Consider the following 25,793-nt stretch of genomic DNA (forward strand, 5'->3'; position numbering starts at 1 on the left):
CCCGGCCATGATAACAGGCGGGAATGCTTCTGTGCGATAACGTCATTCGTGTAAAGCTGACGCAACTTGTGACTTAGCGATTCGCCGCCACATATTTGCCTAGCTCTACAATCATGCTTCCCATCCGTTCATGCTCAGGCATAATGATACGCTGTACGCCCTCTTCTTTAAGCGCCTCAGAGGTAATCCGTCCTACAGAAACAGCAAGCACTTTATCCTCGAAAGACTTCAGCATCTCTTCCAGCTTTCCCTGTTCCCGGGCAAATTGACAGAGGAAACGAAACTGTGGTGCACTCGTAAAAGCCACGGCATCAATTTTGCCTGATATGATTTCTAGAAGCAATCTTTCCAGTTCGCCCGGCTCAGGTGGGGTATGGCGATACGGCAGCACTTGGCGGGTAGTAGCCCCAGCCTCCTGCAGCCATGCAAGCATATGAGGAGCTGGATCGCCGTGCAGCTGAAGAACGACTTCTTTCCCCTGCAAATTCAGGGATTGAAGCCCACGAATCAATCCGATTGTACTTCCGTCGTCGTCACGAACCTCCGGCGTAAGTCCTCTTTTTTTCAAAGCATTCACTGTCTTATAACCCCGTGCGGCAATAATAGAACCAGAAAGCACTTCTAAGAAACGTTCTTCGATCCCCATTCGCTCAGCCATATCGAAGAGAGCATCAAGTCCCATCCCTGTAGTCAGGATCGCCAAGTAGGGAGGCTGATTGATCCATGCATTCAAACCTTCCTGCAAGGCCTCGTCATCAAGAAATACAGTCCCTTGAGCAGGCCGGCCTACTGCCGTCCCCCCCATATTCTGAACCAGCTTGGCCATTTCTTCCGATTTGCGCGGACCCGCCAAGGCGACAGTGATCCCTTTTAATTGCTCTGCCATTTCCTATTATCTCTCCTCTCTCCATTGCCTAACCCAACATTATTGTTTATCAGTATACTTGCAAAGGAGTTCAAAAGGGAAGATAAAAAGCACGGTTCTCCTATCAGAAATCATTCTTATTACCAGAAGCGTTTATCTTAAAGCGGCTCGCCAGCTTCTGCAGTTCTTCTGCAAGACGGCTAAGGTCGGTAGACGAGGATGCCATCTCCTCTACAGAAGCAAGCTGCTCTTGTGCGGCAGTTGCGATAGTTTCCGTATTCACAGCCGCCTCTTCCGATATGCCGCGAATTTCCCCAATAGCCTTCTCCATATCATTAGATTCCACCAATAAAGTCTGCACAACCCCACCCATGGCTTCAATCTTCTCCGCGGCACTCTTTACTGCTCTTCGGATACGGGAGAAAGAACGTCCGGAAGTATCCACAGCCTCAATGCCTTCGGATACGCGCTGTCTGGTGTCTTCCATCGTATGAGTTACCAGCAGCATTTCACTATTAATAGCGGTAATCTGTTCGGCAATCAAATGTGCGGATCTCTCTGATTCCTCTGCCAGCTTACGCACCTCGGCAGCAACCACCGCAAATCCACGCCCTTGTTCCCCGGCTCTGGCTGCCTCAATGGAAGCATTGAGGGCCAGCAGGTTGGTCTGGCGGGCAATCCCGGTGATGACACCAACAATGCCCTCAATTTGACTGGTTCTTTCATTCAGCTTGTCAATTACACTGCCCAGCTCTCCGACCGTTTCATGGATACCATTGATTTTGTCCACCACGCTGATAACCGAATCATTGCCTTCTGATGCTGAGAGTGAAGTCTTGTCCATCATTGTGGATACTTGCTCCATATATGTGGAAATCTGCTCGACCTCGCTAGCTGTAGCGGCAGTGCTCTCCATTCCTTTTCGTACACTAACCACCTGTCGCTCCGTCCCTGCCGCTACGTCCTGAATCGCTATGGTCACCTGCTCAATCGTTTGGGCAGTCTGATCCGCACTAGCCGTCAGTTCTTCCGCTGAGGAGGAGACATTGCTTGTCATCTCCTGCACGCCAATGATCATCTCGCGCAAGCTGATCACCATTAATTGAAAATTCTCTGCCAGCAGCCCTATTTCATCTTTACGGAAAACACCCATGTCTTCCGACAGATCACCTTTGGCTATCACCGCAGTTGCTTTCCGCAGCCGGAAAAGTGGTCTCAAAATCGATTGAATATTAAAATAGATCACAACCAGCGCAAGCAGAACGGAAACTACAATAACAAGCAGAGCTGTATCGCGAATTCCACTAGTTGCTGAGTTAACCTCATCAATGCTGATCGTACCTCCGATTCTCCAACCCGTCAGTTCATTGACCATAAAGGTCATCTTTTTGGACGTATCCTTGAAGACATAATCGAAGACCCCTTGTTCTTTCTCGAACATTTTCTTAACAAAATCATCAGACGATTCCTGCCCGATAGCTTCTGTAGGATGAACTAGAAACTTCTTGCTGTTATCAACGATGAGGATATAACCTTCCTTGCCTACCTTAATTGAGGTCAGCTCCCCTAAAGTAGACAGGTTAAGATTCATTGTGATCACCCCATCACCGCCCTTAAGAACCGTTGATATCGCAATCGCGGTTTCCTTATTTACGGTTTGAAAAGCCGGAGAAATCACTGCTCCTTTTCCTTGCTTCAGAGAATTAATATAGGCGCTTTCCTGTCTTGGATCATAACCCTCTGGCAGCTTAGCATCTAAAGCATGAATAGCCTTGCCATTGCTTGTACCCACATAAATGTCCAGTACATCCGGATGCAGCGCCACATATTCCTTCAGTCTGGCTTTTACAGCAGAGGAAGTCCCCCCAGATCCCTCACTGTGGATCCCCTCAGATGAAAACTCCGCGGCAAAATAGGAAATCGCATCTATTTTGGATTGAATATTAGAGTTAATGATTTCATTTACGGCCAACACACTTTCGGTAGCATTGTTCACCAGTTGATCTTCCACTTCCTGGCTGGCAGCTTGATAGGTTCGCCAGCCTATTATAATACTGGGCAGCAGCAGTATTATTAGGTATGTAAGAATTAACTTGGTACGGATAGTCATACCCGCATTTTTTTTCATAGACGTCATCATCTCTCTCTCATCTGAGTCTTAGGCAAGGATACATTTACCAGACTTAATATATAATTTAAAATCTGTTTTAGGAACCGATTTTCCTCCTATCTTTCTTTGTTTTTCTCATTTTTTTTGAGAATTGTCATATAAATGCAACAAAAAAGGCCGCCTCAATGAAAGCGGTCTCTCCGGATATACATATTATTACCGCAGCACAGGCTCCGGCACCTCTATCCTAATTATTCTTTTTGTTCTTACAGTTTGGGCAGACGCCCCCGAATACTACATGAGCATGACCAATGGTATAACCGGTATCCTTGGCCACTGTATTCATCCATTCACGCGGAACTTGATTCATAACCTCATCCACTGCTCCACAAACTTCACAAATGATATGCTGGTGATCATCCATACGTGCGTCATATCTGCTGGCAGCTTCACCAAGCTTAAGCTCACGAATCATTTGTTTATCTGAAAGATAACGCAGAGAGTTATATACCGTACCGTATGCTAAGCTATGTCCCTGCTCTACTAGCCGATTCATTACTTCCGCAGCAGTAGGATGGTCATGTGAATTAAGGACGATATCGTAAACGGCTTGACGTTGGGAGGTCAAATTTAGACTTTTCATTCCTATCATCCTCTAACTTATTTTTAGATCAAGTATAAATCTTGTGAATAGGAACGTCAATCCCATTTTTATCCACATGTTACTTTACAAGCTACCTAATCATTCCTGAATATTTAATGTTTACATCAGCCTTCACTTGGAAATCAAGTTTAGAATAGAGCTCCTTCCACACTTTCATTTCCGTATCGTTATTAAAATGCCTTGCTCCATAATGCAGCCCCCAACCCAAGGGATCTAGGCCACTGGCTTGTATTTTGGTCAGCAATGCTAAGATATCCGCTTCCAATTCCTTTTCCCCGGCTTCCTGGATCTTCTTCAACATGTGATGTGTCACCAGATCTGGGCTACTACTCTCTTCGAGAATACCTTTTATCTTAATATGATAACGAATAGTAGCTTTCCCTTGCTCTGGTGTTACGATTTTATAGTGCGAGGATGACCTCTCTGTGTAATATTGAAACATAATTCCCTCGGAATGGGCGGGTAAGTTAGTCCGCAGATTCGGGCGTGACAGCAGATTATATAGCCGGGTCTCATTTGGCGTAAGAACCATTTTGATTTTCTCATTATTCAGCAGAGCAATTTTATCAATTAAAAACTCCTTATCCCCTTTGGCCTCAATAATCGGCAGGATTGGATCAATCCCCTCCTCAAAGATATTTCTCATCAGCTGAAAGGAATACACACTAGAAATAAATGGAGACTCTGTGCCTTGTCCACTCATAGCCAGAATAAGAGAATTCGATGGGATCCGCTCCGATTCGGGTCTTACCTTCAGCACTTGAAGTGCTTCCGGACGCCCTATTGCAAAATTGACAATAAGCTGGATATCTCTACGTCGCACAGCCCAATCCATAACATGGAGAATATCTTCACGGGCAACCCCTTCCCCCAAAACAATTGATTTACAATGGGAGTAATCAAGCTCCTTTTCCACTCTGGATTTCATTCTACGAAGGGCTTCCGAAATGCTTGGAGACTCCTCAGTCAAGATTTGCATCTTCTCATCAATCTTAGTAACATCCCCCTGAGGGATGGCAAGCTTCAAGCTAATTTTAAAATTCCCTGCTTCTGTACCTTGGTCAACGCCGATCGCTAACACGAAAATCCGCAAATCAATCTCCTTGAAGTCACAACCGGGAAGAAGAAGGAGCAAGGTAATTCCAATTCCAGCAAGTACTCTTCTCATAGCTTCCCCCTCCTAGCTTTGCGATAACAATAAAATAACAGAGCGATGATGAACATCTCACCAAACCAGCGAATTTGCAGAAACCAGGCACCAAACATATTAAGTTGATACTGATCCTGCCCCATTAAGGACAGAACCATCGCGCTAAACAAGCCTAGGATCCCCCACTCTTTCCAGCGCTCTGCTTTTGGGGACTGTTTTTTTGCAGATGAAAGAGCACCTTTAAAAAGCTCTAAACCTCCATGCCAATGAACGATTACACTCACCAGAGATAAACTTAAATAGGCAAAATAAAAAATAAACAGCATCCGTTCAATAATAAAGGATTCCATCCGAATACTGTCGGCCGTCGAGAACCATGTATACACATGTCTATCAATAGCAACGGTTCCGAAATAGCCGATGGGAACTAAAAAAGTCAAGAGTAATACGAAAAGACCCTCCACCCCTAAAATCCAGACATGCTTCAGCTTCAGCCCATGAAATACCCGATTAAATATGGCCAGGTTTAAGTAACCGCTAAACGAAAAGGTAGCCGCCGCAAGGCTCATTAGGTCCGGCTTATGCCAGAAGTATGTAGTGACCTGCAGAACAGAATCCCAATTAAAGTCCGGATTGGTCAATGCTTTTACGAGGCCATAAATAATTAAAGGTAAGGATACGCTGAGAATGATTTCAAGCCCATACAAGAGTGATAGAGAATCGAAGCGACAGCAGATGCAGACCAAGACTAAAAAACTGATCACAACCGTATAAGGACTCGAATCCGGACTGATAAACCGCAGCGTAATATCTACAAAAGAAAGCAATGTAACTCCCCCGGCCACACACCATAAGCCAGCAAAAAGGACCAGTAAGATTCTGGATAACTTCTTAGGAAGCAAAGAGTCAAATATTTCCGGGAACCCCTTGCCGGGGAATTTGGCAATCAGTACAGTAAATATATAGACAAACAAAGTGCCCAAAATCGTTCCGATTAGTATGGACATCAAAGCGCCACCAAAACGTCTGTCTATTAGTTCCCTTGGAACAAAATTAATGATGTTGATCAGGCTGTTCATCAGAAAAAGACAGTAGAAATAACGGCTTTTGGCCATCAATGCTCTCCACCCTTCTTCTTGCCGAGATTATCGAGAAAAAACAATCTGAAATAAGGTTGTCCGAAGGTACGCTGTTTGCATAAATACATTGCGAATCCCACGACACAGACTACTACCCCAACCAATCCTAAAAAAGCTGCGGCAATTAGAAAAATATACTTCAGCACTCGTATGGACAAGCTCATCATATTCAGCGGAATTAGAAAATTAGATATCGCAACAGCAGAAACCAATATGATCATGATATTTCCTACAAGTCCTGCTGCCGTCGCTGCCTGCCCCAAGATAAGCCCCCCTACCGTCGTGGCCGTTGGACCAATTGCCTTGGGGAGCCGTAAGCTCGCCTCAGTCAGAAACTCCATCATCATGAGCATTAAAAGCACTTCCACAAAAGATGGATAAGGCACAGTCGCACGACTGCCCGCAATAAGCAAGGCAATCTGCACACGAATAATCTCTGGGTTATACGAGGTGAGTGTTACATAGAGCGCAGGCAGCCACAACGTCATGCACACACCGATAATCCGAAGCAGCTTTAGGAATCGCCCCACGATAGGAAATTGTATTTTATCATCCATGGATGTAAAGAAATCATTAAAAATAGAAGGCAGCACTATCGCATAACCGGTTGTATCCAGCACTATCGCTACTTTTCCTTCAGACAAATTAAACACCACTCTATCCGGTCTTTCGGTGATGATGGACTTAGGGAGTATTCTTAATTTGTCACTGCTTATAAACTTCTCAAGCTCTCCTGTAGCCTGCAAAATATCAACCTTTAGCGTTCCCATCTTCTCCCTTAATTCTTTTAAAACGTTATGGTCAACACGACTGTCATCGTATAAAATAGCTATCTTTGTTTTAGAGACATCGCCGATGACCATGGTCTCCATTTTGAGATTAGTCGATTGATAACGCCGCCGAATCATGTTCAAATTAATCGCTATATCCTCTGTCAGTGCATCTGACGGCCCCTGTGAAATACTTTCGGCAGACGTTTCACTAACACCGCTGCTCTCCGTACTCATAGCATCGAAGAAATATATCACATCTTTTATACCCAGAAGCACATAACCACTGAGCAAAAGGTCGATCGCCTTCTCTCTCGTAGTCGCCTCTTCAGTGCCCGGATAAGTCATAATGTAATCCTGATAAGCGCTAATACTCTCCATTTCATAAAACGGCGCAATCACGTGGCGGCTGAGTGTCTGCGCATCTGTAACACTTTTGATATAGAGCAGGTTGATTTGCCCAAAAGGGGCAACGCTTGTTTTATCGATTAAATCCGCGAACCCGTTCAGCTGATCTTTGATCCATTCCAGAGAAATATTGTCCTTATCCTGTTGAACTGACATGGAACATCATCCCTCCTATTTATCCTTTACGTCCCAGTTTCCACCTTATTTTGGCACTGTTTCTCTGAATTCATGCACAGCACGATGGAATGGGAAGTTTCTTTTCACAGGACTGTGGTAATAAATGAGATGAAGATTGTAAAGATGGAGGGATAATAGATGGACCCAAACCGTAAGATAACGCAAAGTCTTCCACAATTTCCGGAATCATTATGGAGAGATACCACGGATTTACCGGCTTTTCCAAAGCTGGCTGAAGATATTTCTACAGATGTGGCAGTGGTAGGCGGTGGAATTACAGGCATTACAACAGCCTATCTCCTCAGCAACGCAGGCTACAAAGTCACGCTCTTAGAAGCCGGAGAAATTCTGAGTGGCACTACGGGTTTTACCAGTGCAAAAATCTCAGCACAGCACGGGTTAATCTATCATCATTTGATAAAGCATTTTGGGCAGGAGCAAGCCCGGCTCTATTATCGCTCGAACAGCGAGGCTATGAATTGGATCCAGAATACGGCTGAGGAACTTGAAGTATCCTGCGGCATGAAACATGAGGCGGCTTTTCTGTACGCGGATGCTGAAGATCATAAGTCGCTTAAACAGCTGGAGGAAGAGTATAAAGCCTATGAACAATTGGGGCTGCCCGGAGAATGGCTAGATAACGTCTCTATCCCTCTGATGGCCAGTGGTGCCATTAAATTACCAGGACAAGCCCGCTTTCACCCGCTGCAATATCTGAAGGGGCTACTGAAGGTCATTCAGGATAAAGGTGGCGTAATCTATGAGCATACGATGATGGCGGATAAGGTGGAGAAGAACGATAAGCTTACGCTTTTTACTGAAAAGGACGAGCATCGGATCACCTGCCGCTACGCCGTTTCAGCTTCTCATTTCCCATTCTACGATGGAGGAGCACTATATTTCTCGCGGCTGCATGCTGAACGTTCCTACTGTCTGGCGATCCAGCCTGAAACGGATTTTGAGGGTGGAATGTATCTAAGTGCAAGCGAACCCACCCGTTCTCTTCGTGCAGTAGAGTGGGAAGGCAGGAATCTGGTCATTGTCGGGGGAGACAACCATAAGACAGGCCAGGGCATCTGTACGATAGGACATTATGAGAATTTGGAGCTATTCGCAGGAAATCTGCTCGGCATCAAAACAATCCCTTACCGCTGGGCAGCACAGGATTTAATCACCCTAGACAGAGTGCCCTACATCGGTAAAATTTCTGACAACGAAGAGATTTATATCGCCACAGGTTTTGGAAAATGGGGCATGACAAGCGGTACGCTGGCCGCACAGATCATCTCGGATCAGATTCAGCGCAAAGATAATCCGTATACCGAATTGTACGATCCGTCCCGCTTCAAAGCTGGCACCAGCCTAAAAAACTTCATCGTGCAAAATGCCAACGTAGCAAAAGAGCTCGTGGCGGGCAAAGTGGAAATCGTCCATAAAAAGACAACTGATTTAGAAGCTGACGAAGGGGCCGTTGTGTTCCATGATGGCAAACGTGTGGGAGCTTATAAGGATCCAGAAGGTAAACTTCATCTGGTGGATAGAACCTGCACCCATATGGGCTGTGAATGCGAATGGAACAACGGGGATCGCTCTTGGGATTGCCCTTGCCATGGTTCCCGCTTCTCCTACGATGGCGAAGTTTTAGAGGGCCCTGCGTCGGTACCGCTGACGAAACTCCATGAATAATACTTTTCATGAAAAGGCAGTTCGGCTTCATGAAAATTTACAGTCCCTTTTCTAAGGGGCGATTGTAATTGCCCTATAGCATTCAGGTATAATAAGACTTGAATGAAGCAGCTGCTTCAAAAAAGTTTGAAGGAGAGTGACGATAGAGATGGATTTGAGAGGAAAGAGTGTTGTAATTACTGGTGCAGGCAAAGGGATCGGAAAAGCCTTGGCTATGGCACTGGCTAAGGAAGGTGCTAATTTAGGTCTAATCTCCAGAGCTTCAGGTGATCTCGAAGCGTTAAAATCAGCCTTAACGGAAGTATATGACGTTAAAGTCAGCATTGCCGTGGCCGATATCGCTGTACGCGAAGAAGCTGAACGTGCTGTTGCTTCCCTGCAAAATGAGCTTGGAGCATTTGATGCATTAATCAACAATGCCGGGATCGCAAAATTCGGCACTTTAGTAGAAATGGATCCTGCAGACTGGGAGCGCCACATCCAAGTTAATCTTTACGGTACTTATTACGTAACCCGTGCAGCACTGCCTGCGATGATTGAGAAAAATGGCGGAAATATCATCAATATTTCATCCACAGCCGGAGAACGCGGTTTCGCGACAGGCTCTGCTTATTGCGCGTCCAAGTTCGCTCTCATGGGCATGACCGAAGCCCTCGCACAAGAAGTGCGCAAACACAATATCCGCGTCGTAGCCTTGACTCCAAGCACCGTCAACACTGGTCTAGCTTCCAATGCTGGACTTAAAATCGGTGACGAAGACCGCATGATGCAACCTGAAGATGTTGCTGAATTAGCACTGACAGCTTTGAAGCTGCCGGATCGCGTCTTCCTAAAAACAGCAGGACTATGGACCACCAATCCGCAATAAAATCGCGCTGGACGCGGAGGGAGCCGGATGATCTGGGGTGATTGCACTTTGTGCAATAGGATCCCTCTAGACGAGAGTGAAGCCTTGGGTAATTGCTCTTTGTGCAATCAGTTTAGTGGCTTCCCTCCTTTTAGGCGATTTGGGCTTGATTCTTTTGTACAGAATGCAGCAGACTGCCTTATTTAGACATCATTCAGGCTATTCTGTTGCACATTCTGCAATGTAACTTCATTTGGAGGCTTTATTAGGGAACTGGGACTGGAATTGGATGCTAGCTGTAATGGTGGTTTTGAGTAAACAATATGGAGTTGGGTTGGCACTTTGGCTTAGAGTAACGTTATGGTTGAGGTGGCACTTTACTTGCGGTAGTTACTTTAACGTGCAGTAGTTACTTTAACTTGCTATAGCCACTTTTCTTGCAGTAGACACTTTGATTTTTGGCAGGTACCTGAGTTTGCACAATACTTAACGTTTAAATAGATAATAGTTGCACTTTGTACATCTATTCAGCGCAATTAGAGGAGAAATCATACTTTAGTTGCACTCTATACAGTTAAAAGAAGGCTATTCTCGTCGATTCACCAGATTCGCACAAATTAGTTGCAGAGAATACACTTATTCGATCGGTTCTGGTGTGACGGATAATTTAAGTGTACAAAGTGCAACTAAACACCCGCACTCTTGTGTCTTGTGGGATGGTCTTTTATTTTGTTAGTTGAAAATCACGATGTTACCTTGAGATATTGGCTAATTTTCGAGGTTCCCATGTTATACTATTTCGATTCACAATGTCCTGAAAAATATACTAACTTTCTGATCGGAGGTTTATCTATCATGCTGGTAGTAACTAATACTATTAAAGTAAAAGAAGGCCACGGCGAAGCTATTGCTCAACGTTTCGGAGGAAATAATGGTGTGCAGGATATGCCAGGGTTTGTACGTATGGAGGTTTGGCGTGGAAATGCCAAGGAAGGTGTCGAGGAATTAAAAATCTGCACCGTATGGGAGAATGAGGATGCATTCAAAGGCTGGACCTCCAGCGAGTCCTTCCGTCAGTCGCACCGTGGTGCTGGTGGTAATGACGCAATCCTGGGTGCTTCCATCGATAAATATGAACTAATGATCAGCCGCACGCCCAGTAACTAAGGATTTGGACCACCCAAACAGAGCAGTAGCTAGATTGAACCAGAAGTGTGTACGGAATGGTAGCCCGATAAGTACAGTTAACTAATTGATTATTACTGCTAGGTAACCGGTGCTACGAGCTAATTGACTATTATTGATGGAGCCACCTAATTGTCTTTTACCACTGGGCTAGCCAATGCAGCATGCTAATTGTCTTTTACCTCTTGGCTAAGACAATCAGCCGCTAATTAACACAGTTATCGCTTCTAAATGCTAATTGCTACAGTAAAAACTTAGAGTAATTATCGTCCAGTAGACTGATTGATTAGCCTAATAGATACAATTAAGTTAGTTGGTACAAGCAGCGCTATTATCCAGCGATGTCCTGTGCCCAAGCCTAAAACAAACAGGGATGTCCGGAGCCAATATGGCTCTGAGACATCCCTGTTTGTTTATAAACTCATTATTTACTTACATCTGGCTGAGGGGTCTCCACCTCTTGATGTTTACCCGGCCAGAACGACCAACGGCCAAAGAGCGTTGTAATAGCTGGTACAAGGAACGGACGAACCACGAAGGTATCCAGCAGAACCCCAAGAGCGGTGATGATACCGAACTGCACAAGCACCTGAATCGGCAAGCTTGCCAATACAGCAAATGTACCTGCCAGAATGAGGCCGGCAGAGGTAATTACCGAGCTGGTCTCATTCACACCTTCCGCGATAGCCTGCTTAAGCGGCATGGTTTTACGCTTTTTCCAGATATTCGAGATCATGAAGATGTTGTAGTCTTCTCCAAGTGCCACCAAGAAAACAAAGGAATACAGTGGGATCGCTCCCTGAATGGCATCTGCTCCCATCACATAGTGAATGATAATCCAACCTAAGCCAAGCGCTGAGAAAAAGGAGAGAATAACGGTGCCGACCAGATAGATGGTGGCCACTATTGAACGCAGATATATCAACAACAGTACGGTGATCATTCCGATCACCACGGGGATAATCAGATCGGTGTCCCGATCTCCAATCTCTTTAGTGTCATGCTGTGTCGCCGTCTGCCCGCTTACCCACACGTGATCCGCAGGGTTCGCAACGTCTACATCGATTAATGCCTGCTCTGCGGTAGCAAGAAGGGTAGGAATATGACCCATCGCTTCTAGTGAATATGGATTGCTTTTAAATTCAATATCAAAACCAACAATATCTTTGTTTACTGCCCCCTGCTGCGGATCGGAAACCGTGTCCACATAGGTGAGTCCGCCAAGAATGACCTTTAAATCCTCTCCGCTCGCTTTTCCTTGGGTATCAATAATCAGCTTCGCTGGAGCTAATTCTCCGGGGGAGAACTGTTTGCCAATAAGGTCGAAACCTTCGCGGGACTCCATATTTTTAGGAAAAGAGGATAGGATATCATACGTAAATTTGATACCACTGGAGAATGAAGCCAAAATCCCCAGTCCGATAACGGTCACACCTACGATAGCCCAAGGCCGGGTTACTACCAAACCACCAATTCCTTTTTTACGGGAAACTTTGGGTTCCGGAATAGGTTTGCCTTTAGCCTTAGCCCGTTCTACCTCCATTTGCGGTGTGCGCGGAATGAATGGGAAGAACGAGGTCCGTCCGAAGATTGCCAGCAGTGCTGGTACGAGGGTTAGACTGGCAATTCCCATGATGAAGATAGATACGCTAAATGGAATGGCAAAACGATGATAAGCTCCATACTTAGCCAGCAATAACGCAAACAGCGCGAGCACGACGGTGAAGCCACTCATAGCAATGGCGCCTGAAGATTCGGTAATGGAGCGAAGAAGCGCACGACTCTTACTCTCTTCTACCTTCAACAACTGCCGGAACCGTGAGATCAGGAACAGGCAATAGTCCGTACCAGCTCCGAATAGCAAAACAGTCATAATCGAGACAGCCTGTGAATCCACTGTGATCCAGCCTTCTTGCGCCATTTTTCCAAGAATCGGACTAGTTACACCATAAGCGAATCCAACCGCAATAAGTGGAATAAAAGCCAAGATCGGTGAACGATAAATCACCAATAAGAACACCAGCACAAGCATAACCGTAGCAATTAACAAGGAAACGTCTGCGTTCTGAAACAGGCCTGAAGCATCTATGGAGATGCCCACTGGACCCGTAACACGTAAACTCAGGTCTTTTCCATCCACCTTAGCCGCGGAGGGGTCTCCACCCGTCTCTGTGTTTATGATCTTCTTCATTTCTGTCACAGCTTCGCCAAGCTGATCACTATCTGCTGTTTTATCAAAAAGCACCGGGGTTACCAGCGTACTAAGATCCTCAGATAACGAGGCTTGTAATGCCTGTGGCGGCAGTTGTCCTAATGGGGGAACAAAATTCTGATGGGGCAATGGTTGCTGCTCCAACTTCTTGTACACAGCAGTGATATGTACTAAATCATCTTGTGAAAGCCCACCTTCTCTATGCCATACGAGCAGCGCAGGCACTCCACTTCCACTAGGGAATTCTTGCTCTGCAATAGCTGCTGCCTGTACCGATTGTGAATCATCTGGGAGGTTAGGCGCATTATTAGCAACCTGAGAATTCACTGCAGGCCATAACAGGGTAAGTGCACCTACAAGCACTATCCATACGAGAAGAGTAATCCACTTCGTCTTTTTTCCTGCCACCCATTTTCCGTAGCCTGACATTCCCTTCATCCTCTCTTTTACCTTGCAGCCTTAAAAATGAGCCGCGGGTCATTTTTTATTCTATCATATATATGCTTTAATTTTTAATCAAACTTTTTTTATTTTTCAGAAAAATTAAAACACATCATCACATATAAAATACCCCTCTCTTCACATAAAAAATCAGCAACATGTGAAAAGAGGGGTTTATGGGTTATCTATACTTTTTTCTTCACTTCAATTTAGCCTACGTCCAAATCTCCTTCAGAGAACTGACTGTTATAGAGATCCGCATAGAATCCGCCTTGGGCCAGCAGTTCTTCGTGGTTGCCTTTCTCGATTACACTACCTTGATTCATGACAAGGATGAGATCCGCATCACGAATCGTCGAGAGACGATGGGCAATAACGAAGCTGGTTCTGTTTTGCATCAGCGCATTCATCGCTTTTTGAATCAGCAATTCAGTCCGTGTATCGACACTGCTCGTTGCTTCATCAAGAATAAGGATCGATGGATCGGCCAGAATAGCGCGAGCAATAGTAATCAACTGCTTCTGTCCTTGTGAAATATTAGAAGCTTCTTCATTTAACACCGTATTGTAGCCAAGCGGAAGTGTGCGGATAAAGTGATCGGCATGCGCAGCTTTGGCAGCCCGCACCACATCAGCTTCAGATGCACCTTCACGACCGTAAGCAATGTTGTCACGAATCGTACCGTTGAAGAGCCAGGTATCCTGAAGCACCATACCAAATTTACTGCGTAGGTCACTCCGTTTCATATCGGTAATGTTGACGCCATCAATGATAATTTCCCCGTCGTTAAGCTCGTAGAAGCGCATCAACAGGTTAATCAAAGTGGTTTTACCAGCACCAGTAGGACCGACAATCGCTATAGTCTGACCTGGACTAACCTCAATATTCATGTCCTCAATCAGAATAGCATCCTCTTTATAGCCGAATTTCACATGACGGAACTCAACGGAACCTTCCGGAGCACCTTCATCAAGCTTCACCAGTGTAGTATTAACTTCCTTAACTTCCTCTTCTTCATCCAGAAGTTCAAATACACGTTCTGCGGAAGCAATGGTGGATTGAATAATGTTAGCAATATTAGCCGTTTGTGCAATCGGCTGGGTGAACTGACGTGAATATTGAATGAAGGCTTGGATATCCCCGACATCAATCATTTTTTTAGTAACAAAAATACCACCCACAACACAGATAAGCACATAACCCAAGTTACCGATAAACATCATAAGCGGCATAATCATACCTGACATAAATTGAGACCGCCAGCCAGAATCATAAAGCTTATCATTTATTTCATCAAAATCTTTAAGCGACTGCGGTTCGCGGCCGAAAGCTTTAATAATCCGGTGCCCCGTATACATTTCCTCTACATGACCATTCAACTGGCCAAGCGATTTCTGCTGTCTCACAAAATAAGTCTGCGAACGTTTGGAGATCGCCATAATCACAATAAAGCTGAGTGGCAACGTAGTAATCGTGATTAAAGTCAGCCATGGGCTGATGGTAAGCATCATCACAATAACACCAATAATAGTGACGATTGAAGTAATTAGCTGCGTTAAACTTTGCTGCAACGTGGTACTGATGTTATCTACGTCATTCGTAGCACGGCTGAGAATTTCCCCGTGTGTACGGGAGTCAAAATATTTTAAAGGTAAACGCTCCAGCTTGCTGTTGATCTGCTCACGCATGTCATAAACTACCTTCTGCGCTACACCCGCCATTACATATTGCTGAATGTAACTAAACAAAGCACTAAGCAGATACAATCCCGCGAGCAGGATCAGAATATCATTAATATATCCAAAATCAATGGAGGCACCTTCTACACCCATCAGTTTACCGTAAGCACCTTCGAACAGTTTGGTTGTAGCTTTACCCATAACTTTTGGACTGAAGATACTGAACACCGTACTGGCAATCGCCATAATTAGTACAATAATCAATTGAACCATACGTGGGCGCAAGTATTTGATTAGGCGACGAAGTGTACCTTTAAAATCTTTAGCTTTTTCTGCCGGCATCCTCATTCCAGGACCACCCGGTCCACCCGGGCCTTTATGGCCGCGGGGAGCTGCAGGTTTATGTTCTCTGTTTTGTTCACTCATGCTATTTCCTCCTCTGACAGCTGCGAGGATACGATCTCGCGGTACACATCACTGCTCTCGAGCAGTTCACGGTGAGTGCCCATTCCAGCAATTTCACCCTCATCAATTACAATAATCCGGTCCGCATCCATAACGGTGCTAACCCGTTGAGCTACGATCAATACGGTGGATTCCGTAGTTTCAGATTTGAGAGCCGCGCGAAGTTTGGCATCTGTCTTGAAATCAAGAGCTGAGAAGCTATCGTCAAACAGATAAACCTCAGGTTTTCTCACAAGCGCCCGAGCAATGGACAACCGCTGTTTCTGACCACCTGAGACGTTATTCCCGCCCTGAGCAATTTCTGAGTCAAACCCATCCTTCATCGCGGATACGAAATCGTAGGCTTGAGCCACCTTAGATGCATGAATGATTTCTTCATCCGTAGCATCCTCTTTACCGTAGCGGATGTTCTCATTAATCGTACCCGAGAACAATACTGCTTTTTGTGGGATGTAACCGATTTTGCTCCGCAGCTCTTCCTGTGTCATCTCACGTACATCCACTCCGTCTACGCGTACAGCACCTTCATTAACATCATAGAATCTTGGAATCAGGCTAAGCAGTGTAGATTTACCCGATCCGGTACCCCCGATAATCGCGGTAACTTCACCCGGACGAGCACTAAAGCTAATTTTCGAAAGTGCAGGCTGTTCTGCCCCTGGATAGGAAAAAGATACATTCTCAAACTCAACAAAACCACGCAAAGAATCGCGTCCGTCTTTTTTAGTAGCTTGAGCTGTTGTATGCAGTTCACTCTCAGTAGGATCTGTAAATTCAGGCTGCATATCCAGTACCTCATTGATACGCACGGCTGAAGCTGAAGCACGCGGAATTAACACGAACATCATCGATACCATAATCAGAGAGAACATAATTTGCATTGCATATTGGATAAATGCCATCAGGGACCCAACTTGCAAGTCGCCATCACCAATTCGGATTCCACCAAAATAAAGAATAGCAATCATAGAAAAGTTCATTACAATCATCATCAGCGGCATCAGGCCGGCCATAATTTTATTGACCTTGATAGCTGTATCCGTAAGATCACGGTTAGCTTCGGTGAAACGTCTATTCTCATGATCAATCCGGTTAAAAGAACGAATAACACGAATACCTGTCAGATGCTCACGCAGCACCAGGTTTAATTTATCAAGCTTAATCTGAATGGCTTTAAACAGTGGCAGACCCTTCATCCCAATAAAGAAGATCGCCCCTACAAGTACAGGAATAACGACTACAAAAATCAATGATAATTTAGCATCTTCAGATACTGCCATGATGATACCACCAATCATCATCATCGGTGCTCCGATCATCATGCGCAACATCATAGTAAGTACCGTTTGAACTTGTGTAATATCATTTGTTGTACGTGTAATCAAGGAAGCTGTACCCAGCTTATCGAATTCATGCAGCGTAAAATTTTCTACATGGTTAAATACTCGTGCACGGGTGAGTTTACCAAACCCGGCTGCTACTTTTGCCGATAAGTAACTGGCAATTACCGAACATAAAGCACCGCCACCTGCAACCAGGAGCATGAAACTACCTATTTTCCAAATATAAGCGCGATCTCCTTGAACAATCCCTTTGTCGACGATGTCGGACATCAGAGTAGGAAGGTATAAATCGCCCATGGACTGCAAAAATACAAGGATTAATACAGCACCAATAGCTACCCTAAAAGGCTTCAGTTGTTTAAATAATTTAATCAAGCTTCTCATCTCCGTTCATTTGTAGCCTATCCCAATCAGGTGGTGGATTATCCTCAACGTATTCATGTACCTTAAGCAATAGCTCTGTGAGCTGTTTAGTGTCTTTTTCGCCTAAGTGTTGCACAAGCTTATCAAGCATCACATCACGATAATGTTCTGCTTTTCGTGTGAGTTCTTTTCCACTTTCCGTTAATTTCACGCGTACAACTCTTCGGTCCGAAGGATCCGCGCGTCTTTCCACCATCTGTTTCGCTTCAAGACTGTTAATCAGCTGCGTGATGGTAGGAGGAGTGAATCCAAGTAGTCGGCTGATTTCAGACACCTTGAGACCCTCTTCATCAGAATGATTCCATTTTTCAATGCATATCATTAAAGTCATCTCACTTGGCTTGTGGCCCTCAACGCCCTTTTGCCATTGAGCTTTGTGCAGGCGTTTCATCGCCGCAAAAAGCCCGTGTGCGACTGAATTTTCAGTATTTTCTGTATTTCCTCCGTTTATCCCAATTTCCTTCACCTCTATTTTAGTTAGGTCAACTAATTATTAAACACTATATTATTTAGGCTACCTAATTATATTTTCGCCAGATTGCTTTGTCAAATTATGAATACGCTATCAATTATTACGAAAAAGAAAACTCCCCAGCACGAGTGCAAGGGAGTAGTTATGCGTATATGTATCTGTATATAGAATATTGCCAAGGATAACCTTTAGAATCCTGCTCCGTGCTCATAAGTTGTGATTGGTCCGTTACTTCCGGAACCAACTGGGCCGATAATGATGAAGCTAAACAATGCTAAAATGCCTGCCATCATCAATAGTGATTTTTTCATCTTTTCTCACCTCCCTTATCAGCTTTCTGTATTTCTCCTGTTGATTCAGAGTTGCATAGTCCCTATTGGTCTCAAACAAGGTCACGCACTTAATGAAGTCTATTCCATTATTAGTCTTAATAGATAACTCTAAAGACTGTATGATATAGTCTACACCCGTAATATATTGTCCATTGTTTATTAGATACATGGCTATTTGATAGTACAACCGATATAATCGGTCAATATTAATGGGATCTTCAAACTGTTCAAATCGTAACATTTCCCGTGCAAAACGTTTAAGCACATCGTCTACAGAAAATCTGTAATGATTAGCCGATTCCATAATAATAATGAGTCCTGGCAATATTTCTCCGGGGTGCTCAGCCAAAAAAGCTACATAGTCCGGTACAACCTTTACGTTTCCCTCCAACATTTCCAGTGTGAAACTGTTCCCAACTGCAAATAATCGGAATTGTTCTACAGCTTGCTGGCCTACTTCATCCAACATCTCAAACCAGCCTAAGTCTGCATAACCAGCGGTATATTTCTTCGCCGCTTCATATTGACCTTGCTTCGTCAACGAAATTGCTTTAAGCAAATATCCGTGTCCATAATAAACAACGAGCGGACGTTCCGTACAGAGTTCTTCTCTTCGTTTGTCTCCGCTCCTCCGCAGTTCTTGGCGGTAAACTGCATTGGCTAAAGCTCTCAACTCATCAGCATAGATCTCCATTTCTTCCCATCTGCGAAGGGCGAAACATAGCTGTGTCAGCATCAATAAACCATCTAATTGCAAATTTTCCGGAAGGCGCCCCCTAAAAGGACTAAAGCTAATGACTGCGCGTAGCTTCTCCTCCATATCAAGTGTTTGCAAAAATTTAAAATTACGATAATGACTGATCGCGAGACGTTCACTATAACTATCCGACTCGTTCTCTACTACAATCTTGTAAAAAAACATGGATTCCTGAACTTTGCCTTTATTGAATAATTTATCAGCAACAGAATAAATGATATCCAGCGGCTTGGTAGACTCTAATAATCTGCTTATAGTTTCATCAATGCAATTCTGTTTGCCCAATTCAGCACAACGAATCAAAAAAGGCTCCACTCTACGGCGTGAGACCTTCTCATCATTGAAGCATTCATCAACATATAGAGGATATAACCAGCCTTCTGGAAAACCAAAGGCTTTTATAATTGCATCTACTTGTCCCAAGGACATAGGCTTCGGCGGATTTCCATGCAGAATTGCACTGAGGCTGCCTCGATTCAGGCCACAAATTTTTGAAAATGAGGCGAGATTATGGCCGGAGCGGGACAAATTTTTCTCAATTTCTGAGCGTATAGTTGTTAACTTTCCCTCCACTCGGCACCCCCAAAGTTTGACTTGAAAAGATTCTATTAATTGACATTATAGGTGAAAGTTATGGATTGTACAACAAATAGATTGTACGACAAATAGAGGAGCCTAATACGCTCCTCTAGATCAGTAACATCTTCATAGTATTATATTTCTATGTTGTCGGTAGTTTAGCTAACAGTGATGGCGGTTTTGGAACTTCTACTATAGGATGTAATGCCGGCTTTCCGGTTGCGCAAATTTTCCATCATCTTATTTTGTGCCAGCAAAATATAGCTGTCTAATCGCTCACTGAGCTCTAGAACAGCACGGTCACTAAGACTGCGTTGCTCTGCAACCTCCAGCAATTCACATCTAAGACTCTCTATAGTTACAAGTAGCTCATCTTCTTTATAATCTTTTCTATGATTATTCTTGGAGGAATTTGGATTTTGTGTCACATCTCTCTCCTTCTCTCTATCAACATCTTCTCCTATCATAAGTCATGATACCAAAAAACATATTTTCAAAAAAAAGAAAAATTGTAGAGCTTCTAACAAAAACGGAATTACTACTTATTCAGAGTCCTCCGCAAGTTCGTCAGGGAGCTCATTTGGATACTGTTCTCGCAAAAGTCCCTTTGCAAAAGCAATCCATTCGCGTGCCGCAAAAGATAAATAACGGTCTCTACGCCACGCCATAGCAAGCTGCCACGGAATTACCGGATCCGTCAAAGGCACAACGACCAATCGTGAACGATCCATATCCCGGCAAATGGTTTCTGGCAGCAATGCGATTCCCATTCCGGCAGCCACCATACGGCTAATTAAGTCCCATTGGGAGCTCTCATAGATAACCTTAGGCTGAAATCCCGCCTTCACACATTCCGTAATAATCCGATCATGCAGCGTAAAATCCTCCCGGAACAGCACAAACTCCTCTTCGGCTAGTTCACTTAACGGAACAAGGTCTGCCTCGGCCAATCTATGTCCAACAGGTAAAATAAGATTCAGCTTCTCTTCAACAAAGGTGAAGCAATGAAGTTTGGCTGTATTTACAGGCAGCACAACCATTCCGATATCCAACAAGCCCGTTTCTACATCTTCCTCCACTTTTTTCGCGCCATCCTCATGCAGACGAATAGTAACCTGCGGATAACGTTTATGAAATTGACCAATCACCGAAGGAAAAAAGCTCGCTCCTACCATTGGAGGCAGACCGATGCGGATGTGGCCCTGCTCCAAATTTCGTAAGCTATCCAGCTCAGAAGACAAGCTGGCGAACGACTCCACGATATTTTGCGCTTTGGTGAACAGAATTTCCCCCGCATCTGTAAGCCGGACACTTTTCCCTTCACGGTAAAACAAATCAGCCTCCAGCTCGATCTCCATATTCCGGATCATTTTACTGATCGTAGGTTGTGAAATATATAAGGATTCGGCAGCCCGAGTAAAGCTTTTCATTCGTGCTGCTTGGACGAAATATTCTAATTGTCGGATATCCATTTTCCAACCTCCGATCCATAGACAAAAGGAATGTCATTTATTCAATCTATTCATTTTACCTATGAAAACAATTGATGTAAACTTTCATTATCATGAAAGGAGCGAAGCCTTATGAAAAAGATTGTTATAGGCTTGCTGCAGGTAGCGGGACTCACCCTATTCTCATTACTAATCAATGCTGTAACCCCATTTTTGCATATCCCTATTCCCGGAAGCATACTCGGAATGATTATATTGTTTCTTCTGCTTGAGTTTGGTGTCATTCATCTGAATTGGGTTGAAGTTGGTGCTTCTTGGCTACTGGCTGAGCTCTTGCTGTTCTTTATTCCATCTGCTATCGGCGTAATGAAATACGCCAATATTCTGGAAACTGATGGTTTACGAATCCTCGCGGTGGTCATTTTGGGTACGATTGTTGTAATGGCCAGTTCCGGATTACTTACCAGTAGAATTTACAAAGCAAAGGAGCGGAAAGGATCATGTTAAACGCTCTATTATTCTTCGGTCTTACGGTTGCTGTATATCTACTGGCGAAACGCATTTATGCTTCTAGTGGCAAAGTGTACACCTCTCCATTGATCATTACACCCGTGCTTATGATTATCTTCTTACTCATCACAGGCATTACTTATGATTCTTACAATGCGGGAGGCAAATGGCTGACGGATTTGCTGCAACCGGCAACTATGGCCTTTGCAATCCCTCTGCATAAAAACTTCAAGGTGCTCAAAAAGCACGCCGCCGAAATTGCGGCAGGCGTGCTGTCAGGGACGATAACAGCGGTGATCTCTTCCATTCTGCTCGCCAAATGGCTGCATGTCAGCGGCGATCTGGCAGCCAGTCTGGTTCCACGTTCGGTGACTACACCGATCGCTATGAGCATCTCGCAAAGTATCGGCGGTGTACCGAGTATTACTGCAGTCTTCGTCATCATTACCGGGATACTCGGTACAATGATGGGCCCTACAGTACTCCGCATCTTCCGCATTGACAATGAAATCGCGCGTGGTGTATCGCTGGGAACCGCTGCGCATGGTACAGGAACATCCAAGGCCTTCGAGCTTAGTTCACTGACCGGAACCATCTCCAGTATTGCGATGATTCTGTCCGCGCTGTTATCCATAGGTGTGGCGCCAGCTTTACTCGCAATATTCCTCCACTAGGCTAACCCAGCTTGAGCCAAGGACATGTCTCTTTAGCACATCTAAGGCGGCATGTCCTTTTTTTAAGAATCCGAACTTAGAATTTAACCGGAAGTCCACTTTGTGCGGACTCGTAAGCCGCACAAGTTACTTTAAGCGTCTTGAATCCATCCTCATAGTCACTGAGAATACGCGAACGATCTCCTGTCCGTACAGCATACAGAAAAGCTTCACTTTCCACTAAATATGGATTTCCTGTGTTTTCAAATTCGGTGCTATTGCCACTTCGCACTTCCAAGAGACGATCCGGGTTCCAGTCCAGCAATCCCCGATCATTATAGAAACTAAGACCTACACTTCCTACCGGATCAGGCAGCACACATGTATTTGAAATATTAGCTATGATTCCATTCTCAAGCTTCAGAGATACGGTACCTACATCGGCTACACTCACACCTTCATGCTGCTCATGCATAATTCGATTTCCGAACATGCCGTATACTTCTTTTACCTCTCCTGCCAGATAACGCACCAAATCGACGATATGAGTGGTCTGCTCGGTGAACTGTCCTCCGGATTGCTCCTGATCACGCCACCAAGCTACGCCCGGCATGCCGCCCATCCACTGGCCCATGACCATACCGATCTTGTCACCACGTAGTGTTTCCTTGAGCCTATTAACATTCTCTTGATAGCGGAAATGGTAGCCTACCGAGGTCAATAAATTATGTTCTTTAATATCTTGCAGCAAGCTGGCAGGAATTTCAGTAGTCATACTAAGCGGCTTCTCTATAAAAAAAGGAATATCCCTCTTGATTAATGAACGTTCAATCGCACCATGAGATTGTGGAGGCACACAGATATAAACAGCATCAAGCTTCTCCGCATCCAACATCTCTGTAATATCACCATATCCAGCAGCTCCATATGGACGTGCCATATCTTCGCCTTTGGCTTTACTGCTTCCACAGACTGCCTGCAACTGGACATCAGCCATCCCCGCCAGCAAATCAGCATGTACCTTAGAGAACCAACCTGTACCCACAATACCCACTTTTATTGTCATATTATTTCCTCCTGCCGATTGATTATGAATACCCTTTCGTAGATTATAACCTCTTATGAGCGTATAAGATAATCTCTCCATTCTTCGGGAAGCAAATGCATATATGGACTCTGCAAAAAACGGTCATCCGCCAACACGATAATGCCCGTATCCGTCTCGCTGCGAATCAACCTGCCTCCGGCTTGGAGTACCTTACACATTCCCGGATAGACATAGGCATAATCAAAGCCATTTTTTCCTCTGGCATTAAAATATTGACGCAGCAGATTGCGTTCAAGACCAAGCTGTGGCAGGCCAACGCCAACAACCATAACCCCATTGAGGCGATCCCCTGGCAGATCCACACCTTCTGAAAAAATCCCTCCAAGTACAGCAAATCCCAATAACGTCTCGTCATTATCTGGACTAAATGCGGCTAAAAAACTTTCTCTAGCTTGCTCGCTCATGCCAGTATCCTGCATCAATGTCCGGATTTCAGGGTAATACTCCGTAAAGGCCTGATATACGTTTTGCAAATAGAGGTACGAAGGAAAAAACACCAGATAGTTGCCCTTTTTAGAGACCATTTGGCTCAGTGCTTTAGTCAACGGAACTAGGGAGGCTTCCCGGTCATGATAACGTGTGGAGACAGGTAAGACGGTAACTTCCCACTGCTCTTTCTGAAAAGGGGAAGACACGGTTAAACTGTAATCTTCCTCCGCTGCACCAATCATATCCCGGTAGTAAGATAATGGAGAAAGTGTAGCTGAGAACAGGATCTGGCTGCGAAAGCTCTTGGACATCTGCCGTAGCAGATGCGAGGGATCCAAATTGAATAGCTTGAGATAGACATCCCCTCTACGAACCTCCGCATAGGTAATGTAGCGTTCATCATAGGTCTTAAAGGTGCGGAGCATGCCCTGAACTGCAAAATAGGTATCCAAGAGGATATTTTCCCCTTCTCCTTCCCCATTCAGTGAGACAATACTGGAGCTCGGGTGAATAAGCTCCTGTTCCGCCTCCAAAGAAAATATCTCAAGCAAAGCCGGCAGCTCCTCCGGGAACGAGTCCCACTGCCCTTGCCCCTCTTCATTGCAAATTTTGCGAAGGGAGATGAAAAAAGCATTCACCGATTTAGCGGCTGTACTCAAATTCCGGTTCATTTCTTTATATTGGCGCTGGATTTCCAGGAAAGGGGCTTTCAGCAAAGAGGCGGAGAACATCTCCCGTCCCCGGTCTACCAGATTATGTGCTTCATCTACTAGAAGTACCGTTTCTCTCTTTCTTTCCTCTGTTAGCCGTTTCAGACTGATGCGAGGATCATATATATAATTGTAATCGCAGATCACAGCATCACAGGCATAGGCTGCATCCAACGAGAACTCAAATGGGCACACTTTGTGTTTGTGAGCATACAGTGCAAGGGTGTCTCTGCTCATCAGCGTCTCATGCTCTAACAGATCCATTAATGCCTCGTTGATCCGGTCATAATAACCATCCGTATAAGGACAGGAATCCTTACCACATATCCCCTCTTCGCGAAAACAAGCCTTCTCTTTAGCGGTAAGTGTGATGACATGCAGCTGAAGACCCTGCGTTAGCAACAGCGAGATCGCTTCCTGCGCGGCAAAACGGGTAACCGTCTTTGCCGTTAAATAGAACAATCCTTTAGCTTGTCCTTCGCCCATCGCTTTAAGGACAGGGAACAACGTCGACATTGTTTTCCCGATACCTGTGGGGGCTTGAGCGAACAGACTGACCTTTTCCACGACGGACTTGTATACAGCTCCTGCAAAATGACGTTGTCCCTTTCGATAAGAGGAGAACGGAAAGCTCAACTCCCGAAGACTCTGCTCCTTCTTAGCATCATGACGAACCATCATCTCAGCGTATGGAGCATATCTAGCCACTGTGTCATTCACAAATGAAATCAGTTCTTCAAAAGACAACGTTCGGTACAAGCTTTTTTGCTCATCAGTAGCCCGGTGGACATAGGTAAGCTTAACCTGAATAGAAGAAAGCTCTTGCTCCAGAGCCAACATATATGCGTACATCAGCGCCTGTGCCCAATGAACCTCATGTCCTTCATCCAGTAAATCCAGGAGTCCGGAGGTTGATTTGATTTCTTCGACCGTAAAGCTCCCATCCTCCGAGACAAGCAATCCATCACAACGCCCATCTACAACATAAAGCAGGTTTCCATAAGGAATCTCCGTTTTCAAATAAACCTCCTTGCGGTCACCTTCCTTATATTGCTTTTGGATCTTCTGATGAATTCTTGTGCCTTCGACCATAGCGCCCGTTCCATGAAAGCCAGGTTCAATGCTTCCGCTGCGAAAAACATATTCAACGAGAGTTCTAACTGATAAAGCTACTGTAGAGCTCATCCAGCATCACCTCCTTTTATTATCCATATATCCTTTTTGTTCC

Annotated in this window: 20 protein-coding genes; 5 read left to right on the plus strand and 15 right to left on the minus strand. The window is 44.8% G+C overall.

The window, feature by feature from the left end:
• Positions 1–73: 73 nt before the first annotated feature.
• The 6 genes from MHB37_RS29920 to MHB37_RS29945 all read right to left on the minus strand — a co-directional run bounded on the left by MHB37_RS29920 (position 74) and on the right by MHB37_RS29945 (position 7,262).
• Positions 74–886: a uroporphyrinogen-III synthase gene (locus MHB37_RS29920; protein ID WP_076123976.1), complete on the minus strand. Its 813-nt coding sequence runs from the start codon at positions 884–886 to the stop codon at positions 74–76.
• 103 nt (positions 887–989) lie between these two features.
• Positions 990–2,993, minus strand: coding sequence for a methyl-accepting chemotaxis protein (locus tag MHB37_RS29925; RefSeq protein WP_405168786.1), 2,004 nt, complete (start codon positions 2,991–2,993; stop codon positions 990–992).
• A 229-nt stretch (positions 2,994–3,222) separates the two neighbouring features.
• Entirely contained in the window at positions 3,223–3,618 is a 396-nt protein-coding gene (locus tag MHB37_RS29930; RefSeq protein ID WP_076123979.1) for a Fur family transcriptional regulator, read from the minus strand.
• Positions 3,619–3,709: 91 nt separating this feature from the next.
• Positions 3,710–4,807 (minus strand): Ger(x)C family spore germination protein, encoded by a 1,098-nt coding sequence (locus MHB37_RS29935; RefSeq protein ID WP_076123981.1) that lies wholly within the window; start codon positions 4,805–4,807, stop codon positions 3,710–3,712.
• Positions 4,804–5,904, minus strand: a complete 1,101-nt coding sequence (locus MHB37_RS29940; RefSeq protein WP_076123983.1) for a GerAB/ArcD/ProY family transporter — start codon at positions 5,902–5,904, stop codon at positions 4,804–4,806. Before MHB37_RS29940 ends, MHB37_RS29935 begins: the two co-directional genes overlap by 4 nt.
• Positions 5,904–7,262 (minus strand): spore germination protein, encoded by a 1,359-nt coding sequence (locus MHB37_RS29945; protein WP_076123985.1) that lies wholly within the window; start codon positions 7,260–7,262, stop codon positions 5,904–5,906. The genes MHB37_RS29940 and MHB37_RS29945 overlap by 1 nt, the downstream gene beginning before the upstream one ends.
• 159 nt (positions 7,263–7,421) lie before the next feature.
• Between MHB37_RS29945 and MHB37_RS29950 the strand changes: the two genes are divergently transcribed.
• The 3 genes from MHB37_RS29950 (at position 7,422) to MHB37_RS29960 (ending at position 10,983) form a co-directional block, all read left to right on the plus strand.
• Positions 7,422–8,969, plus strand: a complete 1,548-nt coding sequence (locus MHB37_RS29950; protein WP_405168787.1) for an FAD-dependent oxidoreductase — start codon at positions 7,422–7,424, stop codon at positions 8,967–8,969.
• Positions 8,970–9,117: 148 nt separating this feature from the next.
• Positions 9,118–9,837, plus strand: a complete 720-nt coding sequence (locus MHB37_RS29955) for a 3-ketoacyl-ACP reductase (RefSeq protein ID WP_405168788.1) — start codon at positions 9,118–9,120, stop codon at positions 9,835–9,837.
• 834 nt (positions 9,838–10,671) lie between these two features.
• Positions 10,672–10,983: an antibiotic biosynthesis monooxygenase gene (locus tag MHB37_RS29960; RefSeq protein WP_076179209.1), complete on the plus strand. Its 312-nt coding sequence runs from the start codon at positions 10,672–10,674 to the stop codon at positions 10,981–10,983.
• 442 nt (positions 10,984–11,425) lie between these two features.
• Here the strand turns inward: MHB37_RS29960 and MHB37_RS29965 are convergent, their stop codons facing one another.
• The 7 genes from MHB37_RS29965 to cidR all read right to left on the minus strand — a co-directional run bounded on the left by MHB37_RS29965 (position 11,426) and on the right by cidR (position 21,176).
• Positions 11,426–13,651 (minus strand): MMPL family transporter, encoded by a 2,226-nt coding sequence (locus tag MHB37_RS29965; protein ID WP_076182011.1) that lies wholly within the window; start codon positions 13,649–13,651, stop codon positions 11,426–11,428.
• 212 nt (positions 13,652–13,863) lie between these two features.
• Positions 13,864–15,759: an ABC transporter ATP-binding protein gene (locus MHB37_RS29970; protein WP_076123991.1), complete on the minus strand. Its 1,896-nt coding sequence runs from the start codon at positions 15,757–15,759 to the stop codon at positions 13,864–13,866.
• Positions 15,756–17,516 carry an ABC transporter ATP-binding protein gene (locus MHB37_RS29975; protein WP_076123992.1) on the minus strand — a complete coding sequence of 587 codons (1,761 nt, stop codon included), beginning with the start codon at positions 17,514–17,516 and terminating at the stop codon, positions 15,756–15,758. The genes MHB37_RS29970 and MHB37_RS29975 overlap by 4 nt, the downstream gene beginning before the upstream one ends.
• On the minus strand, positions 17,509–17,955 hold the full coding sequence (locus MHB37_RS29980; protein WP_076124352.1) for a MarR family winged helix-turn-helix transcriptional regulator: 447 nt from the start codon (positions 17,953–17,955) through the stop codon (positions 17,509–17,511). The genes MHB37_RS29975 and MHB37_RS29980 overlap by 8 nt, the downstream gene beginning before the upstream one ends.
• A gap of 345 nt (positions 17,956–18,300) precedes the next feature.
• Positions 18,301–19,698: a DNA-binding protein gene (locus tag MHB37_RS29985; protein WP_076105042.1), complete on the minus strand. Its 1,398-nt coding sequence runs from the start codon at positions 19,696–19,698 to the stop codon at positions 18,301–18,303.
• A gap of 164 nt (positions 19,699–19,862) precedes the next feature.
• Complete coding sequence (locus MHB37_RS29990; protein ID WP_076099698.1) at positions 19,863–20,132, minus strand: aspartyl-phosphate phosphatase Spo0E family protein; 270 nt, start codon at positions 20,130–20,132, stop codon at positions 19,863–19,865.
• Between the two features lie 114 nt (positions 20,133–20,246).
• Positions 20,247–21,176, minus strand: a complete 930-nt coding sequence (gene cidR / locus MHB37_RS29995; RefSeq protein WP_076278300.1) for a cidABC operon transcriptional activator CidR — start codon at positions 21,174–21,176, stop codon at positions 20,247–20,249.
• A gap of 111 nt (positions 21,177–21,287) precedes the next feature.
• Here cidR and MHB37_RS30000 point away from each other — a divergent pair, with 111 nt between their 5' ends.
• Positions 21,288–21,662 carry a CidA/LrgA family protein gene (locus MHB37_RS30000; RefSeq protein WP_076123997.1) on the plus strand — a complete coding sequence of 125 codons (375 nt, stop codon included), beginning with the start codon at positions 21,288–21,290 and terminating at the stop codon, positions 21,660–21,662.
• Positions 21,656–22,339, plus strand: a complete 684-nt coding sequence (locus tag MHB37_RS30005; RefSeq protein WP_076123999.1) for a CidB/LrgB family autolysis modulator — start codon at positions 21,656–21,658, stop codon at positions 22,337–22,339. Before MHB37_RS30000 ends, MHB37_RS30005 begins: the two co-directional genes overlap by 7 nt.
• Before the next feature lie 76 nt (positions 22,340–22,415).
• Here the strand turns inward: MHB37_RS30005 and MHB37_RS30010 are convergent, their stop codons facing one another.
• Both MHB37_RS30010 and MHB37_RS30015 read right to left on the minus strand, forming a co-directional pair.
• Complete coding sequence (locus MHB37_RS30010; protein ID WP_076219739.1) at positions 22,416–23,384, minus strand: Gfo/Idh/MocA family protein; 969 nt, start codon at positions 23,382–23,384, stop codon at positions 22,416–22,418.
• Between the two features lie 53 nt (positions 23,385–23,437).
• The gene (locus MHB37_RS30015) at positions 23,438–25,750 is read right to left on the minus strand and encodes a helicase C-terminal domain-containing protein (protein WP_405168789.1); all 2,313 of its coding nucleotides are present in this window, start codon (positions 25,748–25,750) and stop codon (positions 23,438–23,440) included.
• Between the last annotated feature and the right edge of the window lie 43 nt (positions 25,751–25,793).

The sequence above is a fragment of the Paenibacillus sp. FSL H3-0286 genome (assembly GCF_045040705.1).
In the GTDB taxonomy this organism is placed as follows: domain Bacteria; phylum Bacillota; class Bacilli; order Paenibacillales; family Paenibacillaceae; genus Paenibacillus_AQ; species Paenibacillus_AQ odorifer.

Excerpts from the sequence above, each read along its gene's own strand:
- MHB37_RS29920 (WP_076123976.1), bottom strand. The coding sequence starts at position 886 with ATGGCAGAGCAATTAAAAGGGATCACTGTCGCCTTGGCGGGTCCGCGC.
- MHB37_RS29925 (WP_405168786.1), bottom strand. The coding sequence starts at position 2,993 with ATGAAAAAAAATGCGGGTATGACTATCCGTACCAAGTTAATTCTTACA.
- MHB37_RS29930 (WP_076123979.1), bottom strand. The coding sequence starts at position 3,618 with ATGAAAAGTCTAAATTTGACCTCCCAACGTCAAGCCGTTTACGATATC.
- MHB37_RS29935 (WP_076123981.1), bottom strand. The coding sequence starts at position 4,807 with ATGAGAAGAGTACTTGCTGGAATTGGAATTACCTTGCTCCTTCTTCTT.
- MHB37_RS29940 (WP_076123983.1), bottom strand. The coding sequence starts at position 5,904 with ATGGCCAAAAGCCGTTATTTCTACTGTCTTTTTCTGATGAACAGCCTG.
- MHB37_RS29945 (WP_076123985.1), bottom strand. The coding sequence starts at position 7,262 with ATGTCAGTTCAACAGGATAAGGACAATATTTCTCTGGAATGGATCAAA.
- MHB37_RS29950 (WP_405168787.1), top strand. The coding sequence starts at position 7,422 with ATGGACCCAAACCGTAAGATAACGCAAAGTCTTCCACAATTTCCGGAA.
- MHB37_RS29955 (WP_405168788.1), top strand. The coding sequence starts at position 9,118 with ATGGATTTGAGAGGAAAGAGTGTTGTAATTACTGGTGCAGGCAAAGGG.
- MHB37_RS29960 (WP_076179209.1), top strand. The coding sequence starts at position 10,672 with ATGCTGGTAGTAACTAATACTATTAAAGTAAAAGAAGGCCACGGCGAA.
- MHB37_RS29965 (WP_076182011.1), bottom strand. The coding sequence starts at position 13,651 with ATGAAGGGAATGTCAGGCTACGGAAAATGGGTGGCAGGAAAAAAGACG.
- MHB37_RS29970 (WP_076123991.1), bottom strand. The coding sequence starts at position 15,759 with ATGAGTGAACAAAACAGAGAACATAAACCTGCAGCTCCCCGCGGCCAT.
- MHB37_RS29980 (WP_076124352.1), bottom strand. The coding sequence starts at position 17,955 with ATGAAACGCCTGCACAAAGCTCAATGGCAAAAGGGCGTTGAGGGCCAC.
- cidR (WP_076278300.1), bottom strand. The coding sequence starts at position 21,176 with ATGGATATCCGACAATTAGAATATTTCGTCCAAGCAGCACGAATGAAA.
- MHB37_RS30000 (WP_076123997.1), top strand. The coding sequence starts at position 21,288 with ATGAAAAAGATTGTTATAGGCTTGCTGCAGGTAGCGGGACTCACCCTA.
- MHB37_RS30005 (WP_076123999.1), top strand. The coding sequence starts at position 21,656 with ATGTTAAACGCTCTATTATTCTTCGGTCTTACGGTTGCTGTATATCTA.
- MHB37_RS30010 (WP_076219739.1), bottom strand. The coding sequence starts at position 23,384 with ATGACAATAAAAGTGGGTATTGTGGGTACAGGTTGGTTCTCTAAGGTA.
- MHB37_RS30015 (WP_405168789.1), bottom strand. The coding sequence starts at position 25,750 with ATGAGCTCTACAGTAGCTTTATCAGTTAGAACTCTCGTTGAATATGTT.